The organism is uncultured Paraglaciecola sp. (assembly GCF_913020055.1).
Classification (GTDB): Bacteria; Pseudomonadota; Gammaproteobacteria; order Enterobacterales; family Alteromonadaceae; genus Paraglaciecola.
In genome coordinates, this window is sequence record NZ_CAJWCF010000001.1 from 25782 (window position 1) to 46483 (window position 20702).

Annotated in this window: 16 protein-coding genes and 1 pseudogene; 9 read left to right on the plus strand and 8 right to left on the minus strand. The window is 42.4% G+C overall.

Annotated elements, in window-relative coordinates; genetic code table 11:
- The first annotated feature begins 100 nt into the window (after positions 1-100).
- On the plus strand, positions 101-1645 hold the full coding sequence (gene istA, locus QZ488_RS00105; protein ID WP_293745567.1) for an IS21 family transposase: 1545 nt from the start codon (positions 101-103) through the stop codon (positions 1643-1645).
- A gap of 12 nt (positions 1646-1657) precedes the next feature.
- Positions 1658-2395, plus strand: coding sequence for an IS21-like element helper ATPase IstB (istB, locus tag QZ488_RS00110; RefSeq protein WP_293745569.1), 738 nt, complete (start codon positions 1658-1660; stop codon positions 2393-2395).
- A 26-nt stretch (positions 2396-2421) separates the two neighbouring features.
- On the opposite strand, the gene QZ488_RS00115 is transcribed toward istB, so the two are convergent.
- Positions 2422-3177, minus strand: coding sequence for an AraC family transcriptional regulator ligand-binding domain-containing protein (locus QZ488_RS00115; protein WP_293745570.1), 756 nt, complete (start codon positions 3175-3177; stop codon positions 2422-2424).
- Between the two features lie 146 nt (positions 3178-3323).
- On the opposite strand from QZ488_RS00115, the gene QZ488_RS00120 reads away from it, so the two are divergent.
- The gene (locus QZ488_RS00120; protein ID WP_293745572.1) at positions 3324-4928 is read left to right on the plus strand and encodes a sterol desaturase family protein; all 1605 of its coding nucleotides are present in this window, start codon (positions 3324-3326) and stop codon (positions 4926-4928) included.
- 214 nt (positions 4929-5142) lie between these two features.
- Here the strand turns inward: QZ488_RS00120 and QZ488_RS00125 are convergent, their stop codons facing one another.
- The 5 genes from QZ488_RS00125 to QZ488_RS00145 all read right to left on the minus strand — a co-directional run bounded on the left by QZ488_RS00125 (position 5143) and on the right by QZ488_RS00145 (position 11989).
- Positions 5143-6327 (minus strand): CaiB/BaiF CoA-transferase family protein, encoded by a 1185-nt coding sequence (locus QZ488_RS00125; RefSeq protein ID WP_293745574.1) that lies wholly within the window; start codon positions 6325-6327, stop codon positions 5143-5145.
- Positions 6328-6329: 2 nt separating this feature from the next.
- Entirely contained in the window at positions 6330-7475 is a 1146-nt protein-coding gene (locus QZ488_RS00130) for an acyl-CoA dehydrogenase family protein (protein WP_293745577.1), read from the minus strand.
- Positions 7472-9601, minus strand: a complete 2130-nt coding sequence (locus QZ488_RS00135; protein ID WP_293745578.1) for a 3-hydroxyacyl-CoA dehydrogenase NAD-binding domain-containing protein — start codon at positions 9599-9601, stop codon at positions 7472-7474. The genes QZ488_RS00130 and QZ488_RS00135 overlap by 4 nt, the downstream gene beginning before the upstream one ends.
- A gap of 9 nt (positions 9602-9610) precedes the next feature.
- Positions 9611-10819 (minus strand): acetyl-CoA C-acetyltransferase, encoded by a 1209-nt coding sequence (locus QZ488_RS00140; protein WP_293745580.1) that lies wholly within the window; start codon positions 10817-10819, stop codon positions 9611-9613.
- A gap of 171 nt (positions 10820-10990) precedes the next feature.
- Positions 10991-11989 carry an AraC family transcriptional regulator gene (locus QZ488_RS00145; RefSeq protein WP_293745582.1) on the minus strand — a complete coding sequence of 333 codons (999 nt, stop codon included), beginning with the start codon at positions 11987-11989 and terminating at the stop codon, positions 10991-10993.
- Between the two features lie 86 nt (positions 11990-12075).
- Between QZ488_RS00145 and QZ488_RS00150 the strand changes: the two are divergent.
- From QZ488_RS00150 to QZ488_RS00160, 3 genes and pseudogenes are all read left to right on the plus strand, one after another.
- A pseudogene (locus tag QZ488_RS00150) lies at positions 12076-12207 on the plus strand (MFS transporter); the annotation flags it as partial.
- Positions 12208-12227: 20 nt separating this feature from the next.
- Positions 12228-13106 (plus strand): ROK family protein, encoded by an 879-nt coding sequence (locus QZ488_RS00155; RefSeq protein ID WP_293745584.1) that lies wholly within the window; start codon positions 12228-12230, stop codon positions 13104-13106.
- Positions 13107-13376: 270 nt separating this feature from the next.
- Positions 13377-14972 carry a diguanylate cyclase gene (locus tag QZ488_RS00160; protein WP_293745586.1) on the plus strand — a complete coding sequence of 532 codons (1596 nt, stop codon included), beginning with the start codon at positions 13377-13379 and terminating at the stop codon, positions 14970-14972.
- Positions 14973-15007: 35 nt separating this feature from the next.
- Here the strand turns inward: QZ488_RS00160 and QZ488_RS00165 are convergent, their stop codons facing one another.
- Both QZ488_RS00165 and QZ488_RS00170 read right to left on the minus strand, forming a co-directional pair.
- Positions 15008-15994, minus strand: a complete 987-nt coding sequence (locus QZ488_RS00165) for an endonuclease/exonuclease/phosphatase family protein (protein ID WP_293745587.1) — start codon at positions 15992-15994, stop codon at positions 15008-15010.
- 57 nt (positions 15995-16051) lie between these two features.
- A complete protein-coding gene (locus QZ488_RS00170) occupies positions 16052-16951 on the minus strand; it encodes a hypothetical protein (protein ID WP_293745589.1) in 900 nt (299 codons plus the stop codon).
- Positions 16952-17213: 262 nt separating this feature from the next.
- Here QZ488_RS00170 and QZ488_RS00175 point away from each other — a divergent pair, with 262 nt between their 5' ends.
- From QZ488_RS00175 to QZ488_RS00185, 3 genes are read left to right on the plus strand one after another with little or no spacing between them, the layout of a single operon-like run.
- Positions 17214-18404: a Gfo/Idh/MocA family oxidoreductase gene (locus QZ488_RS00175; RefSeq protein ID WP_293745591.1), complete on the plus strand. Its 1191-nt coding sequence runs from the start codon at positions 17214-17216 to the stop codon at positions 18402-18404.
- Positions 18401-19456 carry a sugar phosphate isomerase/epimerase gene (locus QZ488_RS00180; protein ID WP_293745593.1) on the plus strand — a complete coding sequence of 352 codons (1056 nt, stop codon included), beginning with the start codon at positions 18401-18403 and terminating at the stop codon, positions 19454-19456. Before QZ488_RS00175 ends, QZ488_RS00180 begins: the two co-directional genes overlap by 4 nt.
- Before the next feature lie 12 nt (positions 19457-19468).
- Entirely contained in the window at positions 19469-20701 is a 1233-nt protein-coding gene (locus QZ488_RS00185) for an MFS transporter (protein WP_293745594.1), read from the plus strand.
- Position 20702 lies beyond the last annotated feature (1 nt).

The following is a 20702-nucleotide window of genomic DNA, read 5'->3' on the forward strand; positions in this document are numbered from 1 at the left end:
GGGTCATCACCGGAATGAGTGTTCACGTTCAAACGGAATGACTTTCCCTGCATTGATTTTGTAACTGCTAACCTATTTCCTTTTGTTTGAGGAGCAGGTTATGCCAGCACAGAGATTATCAATGCGTAAATTAAGAGATATATTGAGGCTGAAGCTGCAATCTGACCTCAGCATTCGTCAAATTAACCGGAGTCTGCGAATAAGCGTAGGCTTGGTGTCTAAAACAGTAAAAAACGCGCAAGTGCTAGGACTTGATTGGCCTGCTGTAGAAGCACTGGATGAGCGCGGTTTAGCTGACTTATTTTACCCTAAAGCGGATACAAGGCTGGCTGATCAGCGTGAAATTCCTGATTGGGTAGAAGTGCGTTGGGAGCTAACGAAACCTGGTATGACTAAATACCTGGCGTGGGAGGAATATGCAGAGCAATATCCGACCCGAAGCTTTGGTTACTCTCAGTATTGCCACCATTATTCAGTCTGGAGTAAAAAGCAAAAACGCTCTATGCGTCAGATACATATTGCGGGTGAAAAGCTGTTTGTGGATTATGCGGGGCAAACAGTGCCCATCGTCAGCACCACCACAGGGGAGGTGCGAACCGCGCAGATATTCGTCGCGGTGATGGGCGCATCGAATTACACCTACGCGGAAGCCACTTACACACAAGCCTTATCCGATTGGGTGCAAAGCCATGCGCGTTGCTTCTCGTTTTTAGGCGGCGTCCCGCAAATAGTCGTGCCTGACAACTTAAAAAGCGGTGTCACACGTGCATGTAAATACGACCCTGATGTCAATCAAACCTATCAGCAAATGGCGGCGCATTATGGCGTGGCGATTATCCCTGCAAGACCCTACAAACCCAAGGATAAATCCAAGGCAGAAGTCGGTGTGCAAATCATTGAACGCTGGATATTAGCGCGTATACGAAACATCACCTTCTTCTCGTTAGCGGAGCTTAATCAGACGGTTAAAGCCCTGCTTGAAGATGTGAATAATCGCCAGTCAAAACATCTAAAAGGGAGCCGCAAACACTGGTTCGAGACCATTGATAAACCCAACCTAAGCCCGCTACCCATGCATGCTTATGAATACACTGATATCAAACCCGTAAAAGTGAATATCGATTACCACGTGCAATACGATGACCACTTCTACTCGGTGCCTCATCATTTGGTCGGAGAGCGCATTGATCTGCACGCTAAGTTCAACATGATTGAACTCTACTTCCGCGGTAACTTAGTCGCTAATCATGCACGGCAATATCGCTACGGCATGACCACCACACCCGCACACATGCCCAAGCAACATGAGGTTTATCATAAATGGGATAAAGCTAAGCTGGTGAGCTGGGCTAAAAACGTTGGCCCTGCCAGTCTTGATTGGGTGGAAGCCCAGTTCCAACGTAAGTCCCACAAGGAACAGGCGTTTAGAGTCTGTTTAGGTATGTTGAATCTCGGCAAGAAATATCCGCACAGTCGGCTTGATAAAGCCTGTGCCATTGCCAATCAGCACAAGTTATACCGACTCAAACAAATCAAAGACATCTTAAAAAGCAATCAAGATAAATTGCATCAAGATGCGTCTGAAATCACCTCTACCTTGCCACAAGTTCACGAAAACATCCGTGGCCCACAAAGCTTCCACTAACAGGACAACAACATGATAAATCACACCTTAAGCCAACTGCGTCAACTGAAACTCAACGGCATGGCAAGTGCACTTCAACTGCAAGGCGAACAACCTGGCAACTACGATAATCTTAGCTTCGAAGAGCGTATTGCCATGATGGCCGACAGCGAACAACACGAGCGTGAAATACGTAAACAAGAAAGGCTATTGAAAGCCGCTAAACTAAAAATACATGCCAATGCACAAGATATTGACTACAGCCAGCCACGAGGCCTTAAGCAATCTCAAATGGCATCATTACTAAACTGTGAATGGGTAAACAAACATCAGAACCTATTACTCACAGGTCCTTGTGGTAGCGGTAAAACATACTTAGCGTGCGCTGCCGCGCACACTGCTTGCACCAAAGGCTACAGCGCCAGATATTACCGAATCTCTCGTCTGATGATAGCGCTGACACAGGCTAAGGCCGATGGCACTTACACCAAAGCGCTAAACCAACTCGCCAAGATCGACATGCTGATACTGGATGATTGGGGGCTAGAGCCGCTTAAACCTGCACAACGCAACGATCTAATGGAAATAATGGATGATAGAAATGGGAGCACATCTACAGTCATTATCAGCCAATTACCGACTGACCAGTGGTATCAATCAATCGGCGACAATACGCTTGCTGATGCAATATTAGATAGGCTCATGCACAACGCACATCGGATAAATCTAAAGGGAGAATCTATGCGAAAAATACGCTCTGAATTGACTTAACGTGAACACTTAGGGTACAAAACACACTAGCCCAATGCGGGGATGCTCAGGTGTTCACGTTCAGACCGGAATGGGTGTTCACAATCACCGGAATACGCACCCCTCAAGAGTTCTTCTGCGTAAGCCAAATTTATTTGATAAAGGTTATTATCCACTCCCAAAAAAGGCTTATCTATTTGACCGGGAGGGAAACAAATCGCAAAATTACCATTATGGCTGATTACCTTAATTCCAAGCTTATTTGCAATTAGTTGTGCATTCAGACTCTTTGGTACATATATTTTATTTATCTTGAACGTATGGCTGGTAATTGCTCTCATCAATTCAATAGTGTGTGCTACAACTGCCAATACTTGATGAGGATTAACGGGGACGCTACTTTCTGCGGCAACATATTCACAGTAAAAACTTGGCTCATTATCAATAAGCCTTTGATTAATATGGTAGCGGCCACTTTCGCTGATTAGGGTCTGAAATTTTTTAATATTTTCGATAACATCTCGAATAGTTGGGCTATGCCAAATCACAGGTGACAAAACGCCTAGCGCTCTATAATTAAGTAATCTGCCTACCTTAACTCCCAGAAGGGGGTCTTGAGCCAACCTGTCCGCCCGATGCCAAATTTTCCTAACGATACTGACTTCTAGTCTTTGATTGGTAAACACGCGATCATTTTCAATTCCATCGAGATCTTGAGTGATTGTTTTAAGGTTTAATCCTAATTCAGTAAAAGTATTGAGCAGAGAATTAACCCACTCTCCCTCGATGTAGAGATATTTCATGGTTACCTTGAATGCGCAACTTACGAAGAATATAAATGATAAAAATGTCACATATTGTCAATTTTTAGACCTTAGTGTCAATGACTATAAGACTAAGTAGATAGATACTAAGGTGCATATAACAGCAGTTTTAAAGTGGAACATGTATGTCTGAATACAATATTAATGGTTTAGCCATCCCCTTATTTATGTTCTTCATGGCTATCGAATATATATTCCTGAGACTAAAAGGTAAGCACCTGCATCGCTATAACGACTCAGTCAATAGCCTGTCGATGGGAATGTGCCTATTGATATCAGATGCCTTATTAAAAACCTTCACATTTGCGGCTTATTTGTACTTATGGGAAAATCATAGGTCGTTGGATTTAAGTATGCGCGAGCCGATTACTTGGGTTGTATTCTTTTTTGTTTTGGATCTTTGTTATTACGCTTTCCACAGAGCGGCCCATGAAATAAATTTTTTATGGGGCGCCCATGTTGGGCACCACCAAAGTGAAGAATACAACCTCACCACAGCTTTAAGACAGAGTGCCTTCCAATATGCTTTTTCTTGGGCTTTTTATTTACCTTTAGCCCTTTTAGGTTGCCCTCCTCAAGTATTCCTAATTTTATTTATTCTGCTAAAGCTTTATCAATTCGGGCTACACACTCAAGCCATAAACAAAGTACCGCTAATCGAGGGCATATTTTCAACCCCCTCCAGCCACCGCGTTCATCATGCTAAAAACCCCATATATATTGACCGAAACTACGGGGGTACGTTAGCCATATGGGATCGCATATTTGGCACATGGCAACCAGAATTAGCTCAAGAGCCATGTCATTATGGCACCACACAACCGCTCAATACCTTAAACCCAATTAAAGCGAATTTGCAGCATTGGCAGATGTTAGCAAAAGACACGGTGAAAACAGCGTCGTGGCATGACAAATTTATATTATGGTTTAAACCAACTGGCTGGAGACCAAGGGATTGCAGAAAAGACGGAGGCTCAACAAGCAAACTACAAAGCACGGGCAGTACCAACATAGTCAAATATAACCCCCAAGTATCAAACTTAGTGAAAATTTACACTGCGATTAATTTTCTATTACTCATAGCTATCACAGTTATGTTTTTATTTATGTCGCCAAAATTATCGGCTTTAATGCTAGTACTTGGCACACTCATTGTTGTTTATGGTTTTGTTGCTATTAGTCACTTTTTAGAGGGCAGTAAAAGCCTGACATTTTTTGAGCTTATTCGCTTACCTGTTACATTTTGGCTAGCTTCAAATTTATGGTTTAGCACGTCGACTACTCAGATTATCAACACTATAGTGATGGATAAACCAGCGGCACAGGCACTATCCTATGCTAGCTCGCCTGGATTATGGCCAGACTGGCACCCGCAATCATCAAAAGTGTATGTGAGTTCATCACAGCCCTTAATTAAAGGTGACACATTTGAAGAAGATATACAGACAGTCTTAGGTAAAAATCATTTATCTTGGAAAGTCATTCAAAGCACAAACGACACTTGGATTGCCGAAGCCTACAACCAAACTAATGGCTCGACTATTCGACTTCAATATCAGGTACGTGCATTGGGCAATCAGTCCAAATTCAAAAGAACATTGCACTACACTATGCCCAACTTTGCTTTTGTAACCGTAAATGCGCTGTTTTTTAAGTCAAAAGTTGAACAAAAATCGGAAGACTCGTTGCTGCGTTTAAAAAACGCAGTAAACGCAAAATTTACTGATTAAATATGTTGAGCCTTTTATCCAAGGTAAAAAGCGAATGTTTGAGTATAAGTTCGCAAACTCCCTTATATTTGCCATGCTTTTGGCTGACTAAAAGATAATGTAGGTAGATATTCTTATCCAACGTTTAAAAAAACGAATAGATTACGCCTAAGTTAAGACTGTTGAACAAACTGAATGAGACTCTGGCTAGTGCTCTTGCAGAGTGTTCCCAACATTATTTAGCTTGTTGTAGTAGGTCACCATCAGCTAACAACACACTTATTTCACTATCGTCTACACCAGCCTGTTTCAAAATATCAATGCTATCCTGACCTAATCGACTGCCGACTTTGGCTGAAGGAGTTTCATCGACAGGACTCAAAGGTGAGCGAATTTGTGAGATAAGCTGCCCATCCTCGGTTTTGTTGTTATATACCATATTGCGTGCTTTTAATTGCGGATGTTGCGCAGCTTGATGCACAGACAGTACAGGCTCAACACACACGTCAGTATCTGCGAACAAATCAAGCCAATGTTGCAATGGACGACTAGCAAATAAATCGGCCAAGTCTTGTTTTAGCTTTTCCTGTTGACCAGCAGGGGCCATACATTGAGCCAGCCATTGGGGGTGTTCAATAAGAGTAAAGAAGCGCTGAGCAAATTGTGGCTCTAACCCACCAACAGACAAATGCTGACCATCTGACGTAACGTAATAGTCGTAAAAAATCCCACCATTGAGGATTTCCGCACCTAACTGCGGATCCTCACCTGTCCCCAAAGCTGCGGCACCAAACATACCGTTCATGGCAAATGCACAATCGAGCATACTAATATCTATATAGCTGCCCACACCATCTTGCTGACGTTTTATTACAGCAGCTAAAATCGCCATTACCGCATGATGCGACCCACCGGCTAAATCGGCAATTTGAGTGCCACTCAAGACGGGGCCAGTATTGGCTTTTCCGCTGTAACTGGCCAAGCCAGATAAGGCCAAATAATTAATATCATGACCGGCTTTGTCCTTGTTTGGTCCCGTTTGACCGTAGCCAGTAATAGAGCAATATATAAGCTGCGGGTTAATGGTTTTTAGCGCCTCATAATCCAGGCCCAGCCTAGCCATAACCCCTGGTCTAAATTGCTCAACCACCACATCATAACTTTGAATCAACTTATGAATAATGCCTTGTGCCTTGGCAGATTTTAAATTTAGCGCTATTGAACGTTTGTTGCGATTGATCGAAAGGTGTGCAAACGATCGTTCATCTAACATAGGTGGGCTGACGCGTAATAAATCAGGACGTGTAGGTGACTCGACTCGAATAACATCAGCCCCCATATCCGCCAAGATCATAGTGGCATAAGGCCCCGGTAACAATGTACTAAAATCCAATATTCTTAATTGTGACAAGGGCCCCATTTTTATCGCTCCATCAAAGAACGGGCAATAATCACTTTCATTATTTCATTGGTGCCCGCATAAATTTTCTGCACTCTGGCATCGGCATAGGCTCGTGCTACTGGGTATTCCCACATGTATCCATAACCACCGTGCAGCTGTAAACACTCATCTATTGCGCGGCATTGAATTTCAGTGGAAAGTAGCTTGGCTTTAGCCGCAGTCGCTGCGTCCAGTTCGCCGGCTATGTGTAATTCAAGACACCTGTCGATAAAGACCCTAAGCATGGTCAAATCAGCGTCAACCTCAGCAAGTTTAAATTGGGTATTTTGAAAGCTCGCAATACTGCTGCCAAATGCCTTTCGGTCTTGCACATAATCAACAGTATGTTGCAATATGCCCTCTGCGCTGGCAACCGCTCCAAGTGCTACCGACAGTCGCTCCTGTGCCAACTCGCGCATAAGGTAGGCAAATCCCATGCCCTCCTGCCCTAGCAAGTTTTCCTTAGGCACTCTTACATTGTCAAAAAAGAGCTCAGATGTGTCTTGCGCCTTCATGCCAATCTTTTTAAGGTTTTTCCCCTTATCAAAACCTGGTGTACCGGCTTCAACAAGCAACAAACTCGTGCCTTTGGCACCAGCAGCCGGATCCGTTTTAACCACCACAATAACCAAATCAGCCATTTGCCCATTGGTAATAAAAGTTTTAGAACCATTGATTACATATTCATCTTTGTTCAAAACCGCGTGAGTTTTGACACCTTGCAAATCGGACCCTGTGCCAGGCTCGGTCATTGCAATCGCGGTAATGATTTCACCGCTAATACAGCGTGGAAGGTATTTTTGTTTTTGCTGCTCGGTACCATAACTTTCCAGATAAGGTACAGCTATGTCCGAATGCAATCCCCAGCCAATGCCGGTTAAACCTAAGCGAGCAATTTCTTCGGTGACGATAGCGTTGTAGCGAAAATCCACTCCAACACCACCATATTGCTCTGGCATAGTAGGACACAACATGCCTTGTTGACCGGCTTTTAGCCATACTTCACGACTGACTTGTCCTTGCTCTTCCCACTCTTCATGGTAGGGAACGGCTTCCGTTTTTAAAAATTTTATAACCATGTCGCGAAACTGTTCATGGTCGCTATCGAATACCTGCCGTGGGATCACAAGTTTTCTCCTAATTGTGCTTTATCGATAAGTAATTGAGGCGGAGCGAAACGTTCGCCGTAAGTGTCACAAAATACTTGTGCTCGGCTAATAAACGACGCTATCCCATATTGATTAATAAATTGAATACAACCCCCCGTCCAAGGTGGATAGCCAATCCCGAAAATCGACCCAATATTGGCATCCACTGTTGAAGTAAGTACTTGCTCTTGTAAACAACGCACTGTTTCAATGGCCATAATGAATAACAAACGCTCTTTAATATCTTCTAAGGGTATCTGCAGATCTGAATTGGCAAACTGACTTAGACCTGTCCATAGGTGTTTTCCACCTGTAGAGGGATAATCGTAAAATCCAGCTTGGGCGACTTTTCCAGAGCGTTCTAGCTCCAACATACGATCAACAACTTTGTCTGACGGATGGCCCGCATAATCCTTACCTTCGGCATTAAAGTCGGCAATGTTCTGGCGCTTAATTTTATCAATAAGGGTTAACGACACTTCATCAGTCACTGCCAGAGGACCTACAGGAAAGCCCGCCAAATAGGCTGCGTTTTCAATACTAGCTGCTGGTATACCTTCTCCCAGCATGGCCATGCCTTCACCGACAAACTTTTCAAATACACGAGAAGTAAAAAAACCACGACTATCATTCACAACAATAGGCGTTTTGCCAATCTGTTGAACAAAGTCAAAACACCTAGCGAGACTTTCATCCGAGGTTTGCTGGCCACAGATAATTTCTACCAAAGGCATCTTATCTACTGGTGAAAAGAAATGTAAACCGGCAAAATTACTGGGCCGACTGGAAGCTTTTGCTAATCCAGTTATCGGTAAGGTCGATGTATTACTGGCAAATAACGCACTCTCGGCCAACACAGCTTCCGCTTCTTTTGTGACCCGCGCTTTGAGAACTCGGTCTTCAAATACCGCTTCTATAACAAGATCACAATCAGCCAAATCGGCAACATCACCACTAGCAGTAATTAGACTCAATATTTGTTCAATTTGCTCGGTTGTCTTGCGCCCACTGCGTAATTGCTTATCGAGTAATTTGCGTGAGTAATCTTTGCCGTGCTCGGCGCGTTTGCTATCTGTGTCTTTGAGGACCACTGGGATCCCATTGATTGCACAAGTATAAGCAATACCCGCTCCCATCATGCCTGCGCCCAATACCGCTACTTTTTCCACTTTGTGCTTAGCAATATTGTTTGGACGACTGCTTCCGGCCTTAATTTGATTAAGTTGAAACCAAAAGGTGTTGATCATATTTTTTGCAACTTGCCCACAGGCCAATTCGACAAAGTATCGAGATTCAATCCTTGTGGCCGTATCAAAATCCACTTGTGCGCCTTCTACCATGGCTGACACTATGGCTTCAGGAGCAGGCAATACTCCCTTGGTTTTCGCTCTTAGCATTACGGGTAAGATAGCCAGTTTTTGTGCTACTTTTGCATGACTGGGCGCCCCACCCGGTATTTTGTAACCTTTTTCATCCCAAGGCTGACACACATTAGATTGTGCCAATATCCAATCTTGGGCCATGCTAAACATTTGTTCCTGCGACTGAGCTAAGTTATGGATCAAGCCCGCTTTCAAACCTGCCTCAGGATGAAATTGTTTACCTTCAGTTAGATAGGGTAACGCGCCTTCCAATCCTAATAACCGCACCATACGCGTCACACCGCCACCTCCGGGTAACAAACCCAAGGTCACCTCAGGCAATCCCATTTTTAGTGCTCGATGATTTAAAGCAATTCGATGATGACAAGCCAGTGCCAATTCCCAGCCACCGCCCATAGCGGCCCCGTTGATACAAGCTACTACGGGCTTTCCACAAGTTTCCAAAGTACGCATTGATACTTTGATTTTTTCTAACATGTGAAAAACTTCACTGGCGTTTTCTTCGCTTACCTGCGAGAGCATAGTGAGATCGCCTCCTGAGAAAAAAGTTGATTTTTCAGAGCGTAAAATAACTCCTGCATATTTATCATTGTGCAAAGTAGCGATTACCTTGGCAAAGTCTTCAGCAAAACGCCCATCCATCAAATTGGCTGAGTTGTCTGGCCGATCGAGTATAAGGTGCACTATGTCTTTTTGATCTTTTTGATACTGAATTACTGGCATGTTGACCTCCTATACTCGTTCAATAATTGTGGCAATACCCATGCCTCCGCCCACGCAGAGCGTAGCCAAACCGAAGCGCTTATTACGTACTTCAAGTTCATCTAATAAGGTACCCAGTATCATCGCGCCGGTAGCGCCAAGGGGATGTCCCATTGCAATGGCACCACCATTCACATTAATTTTGTCAGGATCGATTTTCATTTCTTTTTGGAAACGCAGCACCACTGAAGCAAAGGCTTCATTCACTTCAAATAAACCAATATCGGCGGCATTCAACCCAGCTAACTTGAGTGCCTTGCGGGCAGCTGGAGCGGGTCCGGTCAACATGATAGTGGGGTCTGTACCAACCAACGCAGTCGATACAATCCGCGCTCGTGGATTCAAATCGTAACGCTTAGCCATTTGTTCACTGCCAATCAACAATGCCGCTGCACCATCTGCAATTCCGGAAGAGTTACCAGGAGTGTGCACATGGTTTATGCGCTCGACCCACGGGTATTTTTGTTTTGCTACAGCATCAAAACCTAGTTGTCCAGGCTGCAAAAATGACGGTTTCAAGTTAGCCAGTGTGGCCATGCTGCTGTCACCACGGATAGTTTCATCTTGTTCAAGAATGCTCAGGTTGTTTCTGTCTTTAACCGGAATAATAGACCGAGCAAACGCTTTACGTTGCCATGCCTTGGCTGCTTTGTGATGAGAGTTCATGGCAAAATGGTCAACCTCTTCACGGCTAAAGCCTTCTAAAGTGGCAATTAAATCGGCACCGATACCTTGCGGCATAAACCCAGTATTGATGTTTGTTTCGGGATCCATGGCCCACGCACCGCCGTCACTGCCCATTGGTACTCTAGACATTGACTCAACGCCACCAGCGACAACCAAATGTTCCCAACCGGAACGGATTTTCATAGCAGCCATATTCACCGATTCAAGTCCGGATGCACAAAATCGATTGAGGGTCACGCCGGCTACATCGTCTTCCCAACCGGCCACTAGCGCTGCAGTTTTAGCAATGTCAGCACCCTGGTCGCCAATGGGTGTGACACAACCCATGACAATGTCGTCTACTGAATGGGTGTCAAATTCATTGCGTTGCTGTAAAGCCTTAAGCAATTGACTTAATAAGTTGATGGGCTTCACTTCATACAGCGACCCAGATGCCTTGCCTCTGCCGCGTGGCGTGCGCACAGCATCAAAGATAAACGCTTCGCTTGTCATAAATTTCCTCTCTAATCTAAGGTTGCCAACAGGCGAAGCTCTTCGCCCATGCAATGTTAGTCATACACTAAGCAATCAGCCGCTAAAAAAACATGATGATTATGATCGCAAAACCTGACATTTTTAATCATCTCATCAAGGTACGAAAAGTGGAAAAAATACTGGTCCGAACTATTGGTGGGAAATACGATAGGATTTAGGGGTCTGCCCTGTCCATTTTTTGAAGGTGCGATAAAACACTGCATCTTCTGAAAAGCCCAGTTGTGAGGATATTTGACTGATGGACAAATCAGTATTTAATAACAAATGTATGGTACGCGCTCTGCGCACTTTGTCCTTGATTTGCTGAAATTGATGGCCTTCTTGTCTGAGTCTTCTAGCAAGAGTAGGAGCAGAACAATCAAAAGTATTTGCCACTGACTCAAGACTGGTACTTTCAAAATCCTCTAACTCGCCAATTCGGGCCTTAACCTTTGCCGACCAACTTGTTTGCGGTTCATAGCGACTCAAAATATTCTCTGGTGCGTTGGCGAGGAATTGCCCCAGGCTATGAGTATCTTGCTTGATAACCTGATTCAAATAGGATTCTGGGAAGATAATGGCATTTTGTTTTCGCTTAAAAAATACTGGGCAGTTAAACACCGACTGGGTACTTTGCGGCCAACCTTGCCCATCAAATGCAAAATAACAGCGGTTCAACAACAATGGGGCATCCATCAACCAGGCTAAATAACGCCAGAAAATGGTAAACAACATGGCAATAAAATAGTCATTGTTAGTACCAGGTTTTGGCTGATGATTGATCACGAAAGCAGCTTCTTCACCATGTTCTTGCAATTCAAAATGAAACTCATCACTTAATAAGCGGAAAAACTCTGCGATACGTAAAATTGCCCGCCGCACATTGCCACAACCTATAGTGGCGTGGCACATCATACGAAAGGTACCAACACGCATAGGTTTATGGGTGAAACCCATGGCTTCATCATCAAGCTGGTCGAAACAAATTCGCATGAGGCGAGCAAAATCGGTCGCATCCAGCTGTGCTGGCTGATTGTCGAGTAACGGCTCTTCTATACCTAAACTCTTAAGAAATTTGCTACGCTGAACCGGATCAGCAATGGCGCTGAGTTGGGCGTTGACAATGATATTAACAATTCGATGTGACATAGGTTTATTGTATCGTTATTACTAGTAGATTTCCTCAATGAAGATTATTTTTGAAACTGCAAAACCAAGGGGTCGCAAATGGCGTTGATGCAAAATATGGCTTTATGCTAGCAACAGGCTTTACAGCCTTTCTTTTTGCCGGGCTGCTATACAATTTTTTATTCAATCCAACTGAAAAACGATTAGCTGAGATTGAAAAAACTGAATATTCTAATTAAGTCTTGGAGTCACAAATCATATGCCAAACTATTACGCGCTAATTGAAGCCGGCGGCACAAAGTTTAACTGTGCTATTGCTGACGAAAATCGCAATTTACTGGTACAAGATCGCTTTGACACTTCCACACCTAACGAAACCATAACGGCGGTTATCAATTTTTTTGTCCAGCAAAAAGCCCAAGGCTATCACTTTGAAAAACTTGGTTTAGCCTGCTTTGGCCCTCTAGATCTTAACCCCCACTCAGCCAGCTTTGGTAATATAACAAGTACACCTAAACCTCATTGGTCAAACGTAGACATAAAACAGCAGTTAGAAAAAGCACTTAACTGCAGCGTAGGAATTGATACCGATGTTAACGCAGCAGCATTAGCCGAGTATAAATGGGGCGCAAGCCAAAATACCGAGGTTAATGTTTATGTGACAGTGGGTACTGGTGTAGGCGGTGGTGTAGTCATCAACGGCAAAACTCTTAAAGGTTTAGTGCATCCTGAATTAGGGCATATGTTGATTTCTGGCGTGACTGAAATAGAGGGGGTTTGTCCGTTTCATGGGAATTGCGTAGAAGGATTAGCCGCTGGAAAGTCAATGGCAAAAATTTGGCAACAACCAGCGCAAAATTTATCAGAAGACCATCAAGCATGGGATATTCAAGCCAAAGTATTAGGAAAACTTTGTCACAACTTGATGGTGTCCTTCAGTCCACAAAGTATTGTTTTTGGCGGTGGTGTGATGTCTAAAAATGGCTTACTGGCAAAAACAATTGAATATGCCGAGCAGTCATTAAAAGATTATGTTGTATTTCCTGACGGCCATAGAGGTTTAAAACAAATTATTACTTTACCTGGCTTAGATAGCCATTCCGGTATTTTTGGCGCATTAGCGTTGTTATTGGATTAATCGCGACCAAAAAATTCAGACTTACATACCCCCACCGACTGGTTTAGTAGGCAACCAACAATAAGATCAACTAAACTGATGTTGATTGGAGTATATTTAAAACAATCTCCGTCTTAAAGGACTGGGAAATTTGCTGTCATTGCAACACTTCTTCTTATTTTGACTGTGGCTAGATAGAATCATTACTGTATTATGTTGGTAGAAAAAAACTTGAAGCAAGTTTTTACCTCGCGATAAGTAATTAAAATTAACGAAAGTGGTATTTTAGATTTGGTCAAAATTAGTCAACGACTATATATCAAAGTAGCTCTGGCCATAGCATTTATAGCGGTGGCTGTATCGCTCTTTGCTTCAGCGTTATCCTACTACTTTGCTTTGGAAACTCGGCATCAAGCTAATTATTTGCTGGCAGAACAATTGTCAAAAACAGCAGAGAAAACAGCCGTTATTGCGGCATATGCAAATAATGTAGAATTGGCACAGGAAATTGTAAATGGCCTAAGCACCAATCAATCTATCAGTGGCGCTAGGCTTAATAATAACGCTGAACTAGATGCGTTATCAGGTGAACACACAAGCCACTCCCAACGCATCTCTACAGTTTTATTTCACCCTTTATTAGACGGTATACAAGTGGGTGTACTAGATGTTTATATAGATGAAAAGTTCGTCCAACAACAAACAAAAGACGCCACCCAAAAAGACATATTTATTTTATTATCTTTTTCGTTAATTTTGGCTTTTTTTGTATCCTTGCTGATTCGTCACATGCTCACTAAACCCATTCAGAAATTAATCGACAATTTTGAACATATGGATCCTCACAGCCCAGTGACTATGCGAATGCTGCCTTATAGGGGTAAAGATGAAATTGGAAAATTGGTTAAAGGCATTAACGCATTGATGCATGAGTTACATCATTCTTTTAATGTGGAAAGAGACTTACGTGTACAAACACAAACCCTCGAAAGCCAGTTCAGATTGATATTTGAACAAGCGAGTGCGGGGATTTGTTTAGTAGATGATAGTGACACTATCACCACATTTAATCCTGCTTTTGCTGCGTATTTTAAAGAAAATGATAACGATGAACTCAGTTCAATGCATTTCCCTACACTACTAACAAATACTGATAGGTTACATAAGCTATTCCGAGAGATACGTAACAAATCTAAAGTTGAACAAGTTGCATTGGATATTGAATGTAAAGTAGGCGATAAACAAAAATGGATGCACTGCCTGTTTGCTAAGGTGACTGATCAAAGAACGACACAACGAGATACACCAAGTTCCATTATTGAAGTCATCCTTTACGACGTAACCGAGCGAGCTGAACGAGAACTGCAGACTCGTTTCGAAGCAGATCACGACTTATTAACCCATTTACTGAATAGGCGTTCTGGCGAGAAAAAATTGCACAAAATGTTGTTTTTTAGCATTAAAAATCAACAACCTTTTGTTTTAATGATGATTGATTTAGATAGGTTTAAGCCAATCAATGATACCTATGGACATGATGCCGGTGACAAAGTACTGCGCGAAACTGCCAAGCGAATTAGAAGTAAATTTAACGCCGAATCTGACATTTGTGTTCGTTGGGGCGGCGATGAGTTTGTTGTTGCTTTTAACTTAAATAATGCCGATAAAGAAGAAATCAAAGAGAAAGCCGAAAAATTATTAGAATCACTACAACAACCAATTCAAATACAACAAGATGTCAAATGTAATGTAGGTGCAAGTATTGGTGTAGTGTTTGCCCCTGAGCATGGCAAAGTCTTACATGAATTATTGGTTAATGCTGACAACTCGATGTACAAAGTGAAAGAGCAAGGACGTGGTCACGTAGAATTTTATTCACCTTTGTAGACACTGCTTTTTCTCAATTTGATAATCAAAAAACGTCATTGCTTAAATGATGCCGAAAATGGCGCATGGTCAGACTCGGGATATTTAATATCGCTAGCAAATGGCAAACTCTCATCATGCAAGTTCTCATTAAAAATATCTGCTTTTACAAACAAATGATACATAGACTGAGAAATCAACATATGGTCTAACAAGTTGCCTTTACCGTGATGCAAATGACTAAATTTAACTGAGTCAGCAATGGCAGAACTGCACGGAAGTAAAACACTTGAGCGTAAATCTGGATTCCCCGTATTTTCAACTCTGCCGCATATAGCTTCTACCGGAACCTCCCCTGGCTCTGCATTAAAATCACCACAAACTATAATCTTGGCATCTGCAGTTTGACTAAATATTTCATCTATTAATATTCTAGTTTCAAGTGCTTGGCCTACTCGCTTGGTTGAAGATAGGAAATATCCTTCAGCCCAACCAGCGGCACTTTTCCATGTGTAATTATTCGATTTTTGACCGTTTACATTAGACGCAATGCGAGACTTTAAATGTAAATTCACTACATGTACTAACTCCATATCAGGCACCTGTACCTGCGCATACAAGATTGGCCTTTCCCAGCTGATATCTTTAGCCTCTTCCACAGGCAATGCGGTTGCTTTTCGATACGCTAATTTATCTAAATGATGGTGTTTATATTGCTCAGATAAACTAATTGGCCAACGAGACAAGATCACCAGATTCCGTTTATCGTAAGCTTCACCATCTGAAGTGACAGTATGCACTATGAAATAATTAGCATACTGGGTATCAGAAATTAACGTTTCTAACGCAGATAGTGCTCGTTTGGGATTATTGGCGGTATGCGCAGCTAGTTCTTGACCGTGGACTTCCTGCAAACACAGGATATCTGCATCTAATCTAGTCAAAGTACCCCGTAAGGTAGGAATACGCTCAAGTAAAGTGGGAGTATACCCACTACTCGACACGTCCAAATTTTCAATATTGAAAGTCGCAATTTTAAACATAATGAGTCCATATAATTAGTGTTCATACTAACAATAGAACAAAAATCGACCTATAGACTACAAAGTGCAAACTAGTACAATTTTACTGTTTTGTGAGTTAGTGCTAAGACGTGTTATACCCTTAGGGCAGGTATCAGTAACATCAGCAAATGGTTGCCAGCCTTGTACAGAATTTTCCTTATCCCACTGCATCAATATGCTGCCCACAGCTGCAATTGCATAGCCGTTTCCAGACCAAGCATAATAATAAGCACCTTTGGGTAATGTGGTTAACAGTTCGATTTTTTCTGTTTTAGAATGGTAACTTTTCAATTGCCACTGCATATCGTCCCCTTCACCAATAGAAGCGGTATAACTCATTAATGGCGTATAGGGTATCGAATACAAACTTGGGCCAATATTTTTGTCCAATACTTGGCTAGTCTGCTTTTGAATATGTGCCAACTGCAATGTATGGGGTTCTCCAAGCACAAACAAAATCACTCTACTATTATCAACCCAAGCGTGATATCCAACTGGGTTAATGTTAGTCAACAGTTCACTGGCAGGCTCAGCAGGTTGCTGTTCCGGATATAAAGGATAACGCCATAATTTTTGCTTATCATCAGTAGCACGTATAACAGAGAAGCTACGACCACTAGGCATAATAGTAGGTGAATACTCACTTTCTTGTGAGTTGGTAAGATTTAAAACCTGCCCTGATTTTAGAGAAACAAACATACTGTCAGTTTGTTCAACTTTGTTGGTTGTTAACGCAGCAGTATAAAGTAGTGAATTACCATCAGGCAAAAACAACGGCTGATTATCATAGTCTACTCGGTTAGTAAGGGCTTTAAGATGACTCACTACTAGTCGGTTTTCTTGTAAAACTAAATCACCGACGTAAATGTCAAAACCCGGCATTTTTGCCGATACCGAAAATACAATAAAACCTAACAACCCCGTTATTAACTTCATATTTTTCCTTCGCCGTTAGGCTCTAATCTAATTACGTTTCACCCGAATCTATTGGGTATGGATATCTTCGATAAATTGACAAATATACCTATTCAACTTTTAAGCTTAAGCCATTTTGGAGAAGTTGGAAAATAACAACACGCCGAATTTATTGCATTTATTTGCCGATTTTATCTTAGGTTAGAATGGGCACAATAAGCTAGTATTATTAACATAAAATTAACGTTTAGTTTTTTGTTTAAGCTACATAATTGGTAACACCATGGAACAACCTAAAAAAATTAGAATGGGAATGGTCGGTGGAGGCCAAGATGCATTTATTGGTACTGTGCACCGCATGGCAGCCAACCTAGATGGTAATATTGAATTGGTATGTGGCGCTTTCAGTTCAGATCCAGCTAGAAGTGTGTCTTCTGGTAGAAACCTGTATTTACCCGCTGAACGCTGTTATGCCGATTATAAAACAATGTTTGCTGAAGAAGCGAAGTTGCCTGAACATGAAAGAATGCAGTTTGTCTCTATAGTTACGCCTAATCATTTGCATTTTCCAGTAGCCAAAGCAGCGCTAGAAGCAGGCTTTCATGTACTAAGTGATAAACCCGCTACTTTTACACTCCAAGAAGCCTTAGATTTAGCTGATGTATTAAAAACATCCAACTATCTATATGGACTCACTCATACCTACAACGGTTATCCACTAATTAAACAAGCTAAACACTTAGCAACAACAGGCGTGTTGGGCAAGATCACTAAAGTGGTAGTGGAATACAGCCAGGGCTGGTTGGCGAACAAAGACGATGAAGGTAGCAAACAAGCACAGTGGCGTGTTGATCCGGCAAGAGCGGGTGTGAGCTGTTGCATGGGTGACATTGGGGTGCATGCTGCCAATTTGGCTGAATATGTTACTGATGCCAACATTTCAGCCATGTGTTCTGATTTAAACGCCGTAGTTGAAGGCCGTCAACTTGACGACGATGGTACCGTTTTACTGCGATTTGATAACGGCGCTCGTGGCGTACTATTGTCTAGCCAGATAGCTGTTGGCGAAGAAAATTACCTTAGACTGAGAGTCTACGGAGATCAAGGTAGTCTCGATTGGTCACAAATGGAACCCAATAGTTTATGGCTTAAATCTAATTCAAAACCAACCCAACTTATCCGCACGGGTGTGGGCGAGTTTTGCCCTGCTGCTCAAGCTGCCATGCGTACTCCCGCTGGACACCCTGAAGGTTATTTAGAAGCTTTCGCTAATATTTACCAAAATTTTGCGATTCAAATTAACGCTTTTGAGCAAGGTCTTCCCTGTTCAAATGAAGCATTTGATGTACCCGGTATTGAACAAGCCATTCGAGGCATGGCGTTTATCGAAAACACCGTGAAGTTTAGCCAATCAGAGCTGAAATGGCATGACTTCGATATATCCCCCTTTACAAATTCAGGAGAAACTCAATGAAACAAATCAAAGGTCCAGGCATATTTTTAGCGCAATTTGCTGACGATGCCAGTCCATTTAATTCTTTTCCTGAAATTTGCGCTTGGGCGGCAAGCTTAGGTTTTAAAGGTATTCAAATTCCTTCGTGGGATGGTCGACTGTTTGACTTAGAAAAAGCGGCAAACAGTCAAACCTATTGTGATGAAATCAAGGGCATAGCAAATCAAGCTGGTCTTGAAATCACCGAGCTTTCTACCCACTTGCAAGGCCAATTGGTGGCTGTTAATCCAGCTTATGACCAAATGTTTGACGGTTTTGCCCCAAGCCAAGTACATAATAATCCTAAGGCACGCACTGATTGGGCCATTCAACAAATGATGTTTGCCGCTAAAGCGAGTCAACGCTTAGGCTTAACAGGTCATGCTAGCTTTTCTGGCGCCTTATTATGGCAAACCATGTACCCATGGCCTCAGCGTCCTGCAGGATTAGTTGAACAAGGGTTTACCGAATTAGCTAAACGCTGGCTACCTATTTTAAATGCCTTTGATGAAGCAGGTGTAGATGTTTGTTATGAGCTTCACCCTGGCGAAGATTTACACGACGGCGTGACCTTTGAACGTTTCTTAGAAGCTGTCGATAATCATCCACGAGCTAATATATTGTATGACCCGAGCCATTTTGTGTTGCAACAGCTCGACTATCTTGCCTTTATCGACATTTATCATGAGCGTATTAAAGCCTTCCATGTAAAAGATGCAGAATTTACTCCAAATGGCAGATGTGGTGTGTACGGCGGTTATCAAGATTGGATAGACAGACCCGGACGTTTTCGTTCATTAGGCGATGGCCAAATAGACTTTAAGGCAATTTTCAGCAAAATGACTCAATACGATTTTGACGGTTGGGCTGTAATGGAATGGGAATGTTGCATTAAACATCCACTAGATGGTGCAGCAGAAGGCGCTAAATTTATTAGCGAACATCTGATTAGACCAACTGAAAAAGCGTTTGATGATTTTGCAGGTGTGGAAAAAGACGTTGAAATGAATAATAAAATACTTGGCATTAAATAAGGTAAAACAAAAATGAATGCAAGAACCGACATTTCTGATAAAAGCGCCAAACGCGTTTTTAATATAAGTTGTATAGCCTTAATCGTAACAGCAATGACCTTTGCTATTCGTGCCGGAATACTACCCGAGCTAGGCGAACAGTACGGATTAAGTGGTAAAGAACTTGGCTGGATTGCCAGTATGGCTTTCTTTGGTTTCCCATTAGCCATGATTTTTGGTGGAGCCTTGTATAACGCAGTAGGCGCTAAACTCATTGTTTGGTTAGCGTTTATTGGCCATGCTTTAGGCTTGGTATTAACCATAATCGCAGACGGCTTTTGGGGGTTAATGATATCTACCTTCTTAGTCGGTTTTGCTAATGGTTTAGTCGAAGCTGGCTGCAACCCTATCATTGCGCAACTGTTTCCTAATAATAAAACGGCTATGTTAAACAGATTCCACGTATGGTTTCCTGGTGGCATTGTAATTGGTTCGCTTGTTTCTGCTGGTATGACTCAATTAGGTTTAGGTTGGGAAGCACAAGTAGCGACTATGTTAGTACCTACCGCAATATATGGTGTGATGATGTTTGGCTTCGAGTTTCCGGCACTTGAAACTGAAGATGACTCTACTAGTGGTAACTTAAAAGCTCTACTTAACCCAATTTATATATTCTTATTTGTATGTATGACGATGACCGCAGTAAGTGAATTTGGACCAGGTCAATGGATTAACAAAATCCTAGAAGCGTCTGGTGCCACACCAATGCTTATTTTGGCACTTATTACTGGGATCATGGCCTTAGGTCGTTTCTATGCTGGACCACTAGTGCATAAACTAAGCCCTCCAGGTGTGTTACTCGTTTCTGCAATTTTGAGTACTTTAGGTTTATTCCTAATGACACAGCTACAAGGCAGTGCGGTCTATTTTGCTGCTGTTATTTTTGCTCTAGGTATAACCTACTTCTGGCCAACTATGATCGGTTGTACAACAGAATATACGCCTAAAACAGGTGCATTAGGTATGTCGTTAATGGGTGGTGCAGGAATGTTTGCCATGGGATGGTGGAACCCAATTATTGGCGGCTGGATAGATTCAGCAACCGCGAAAGCAGAAGCGGCAGGTCTAACAGGCAACGAATTGGCACTTGCTTCAGGGCAAGCAGCAATTAGCAACTTAATGTTGTTCCCTGCGGTGTTAATCGTGGCCTTCGGTGGATTCTATTTTATTATGCGTAAAAAACATTCTGAGTCGAGCGGAGATTAAT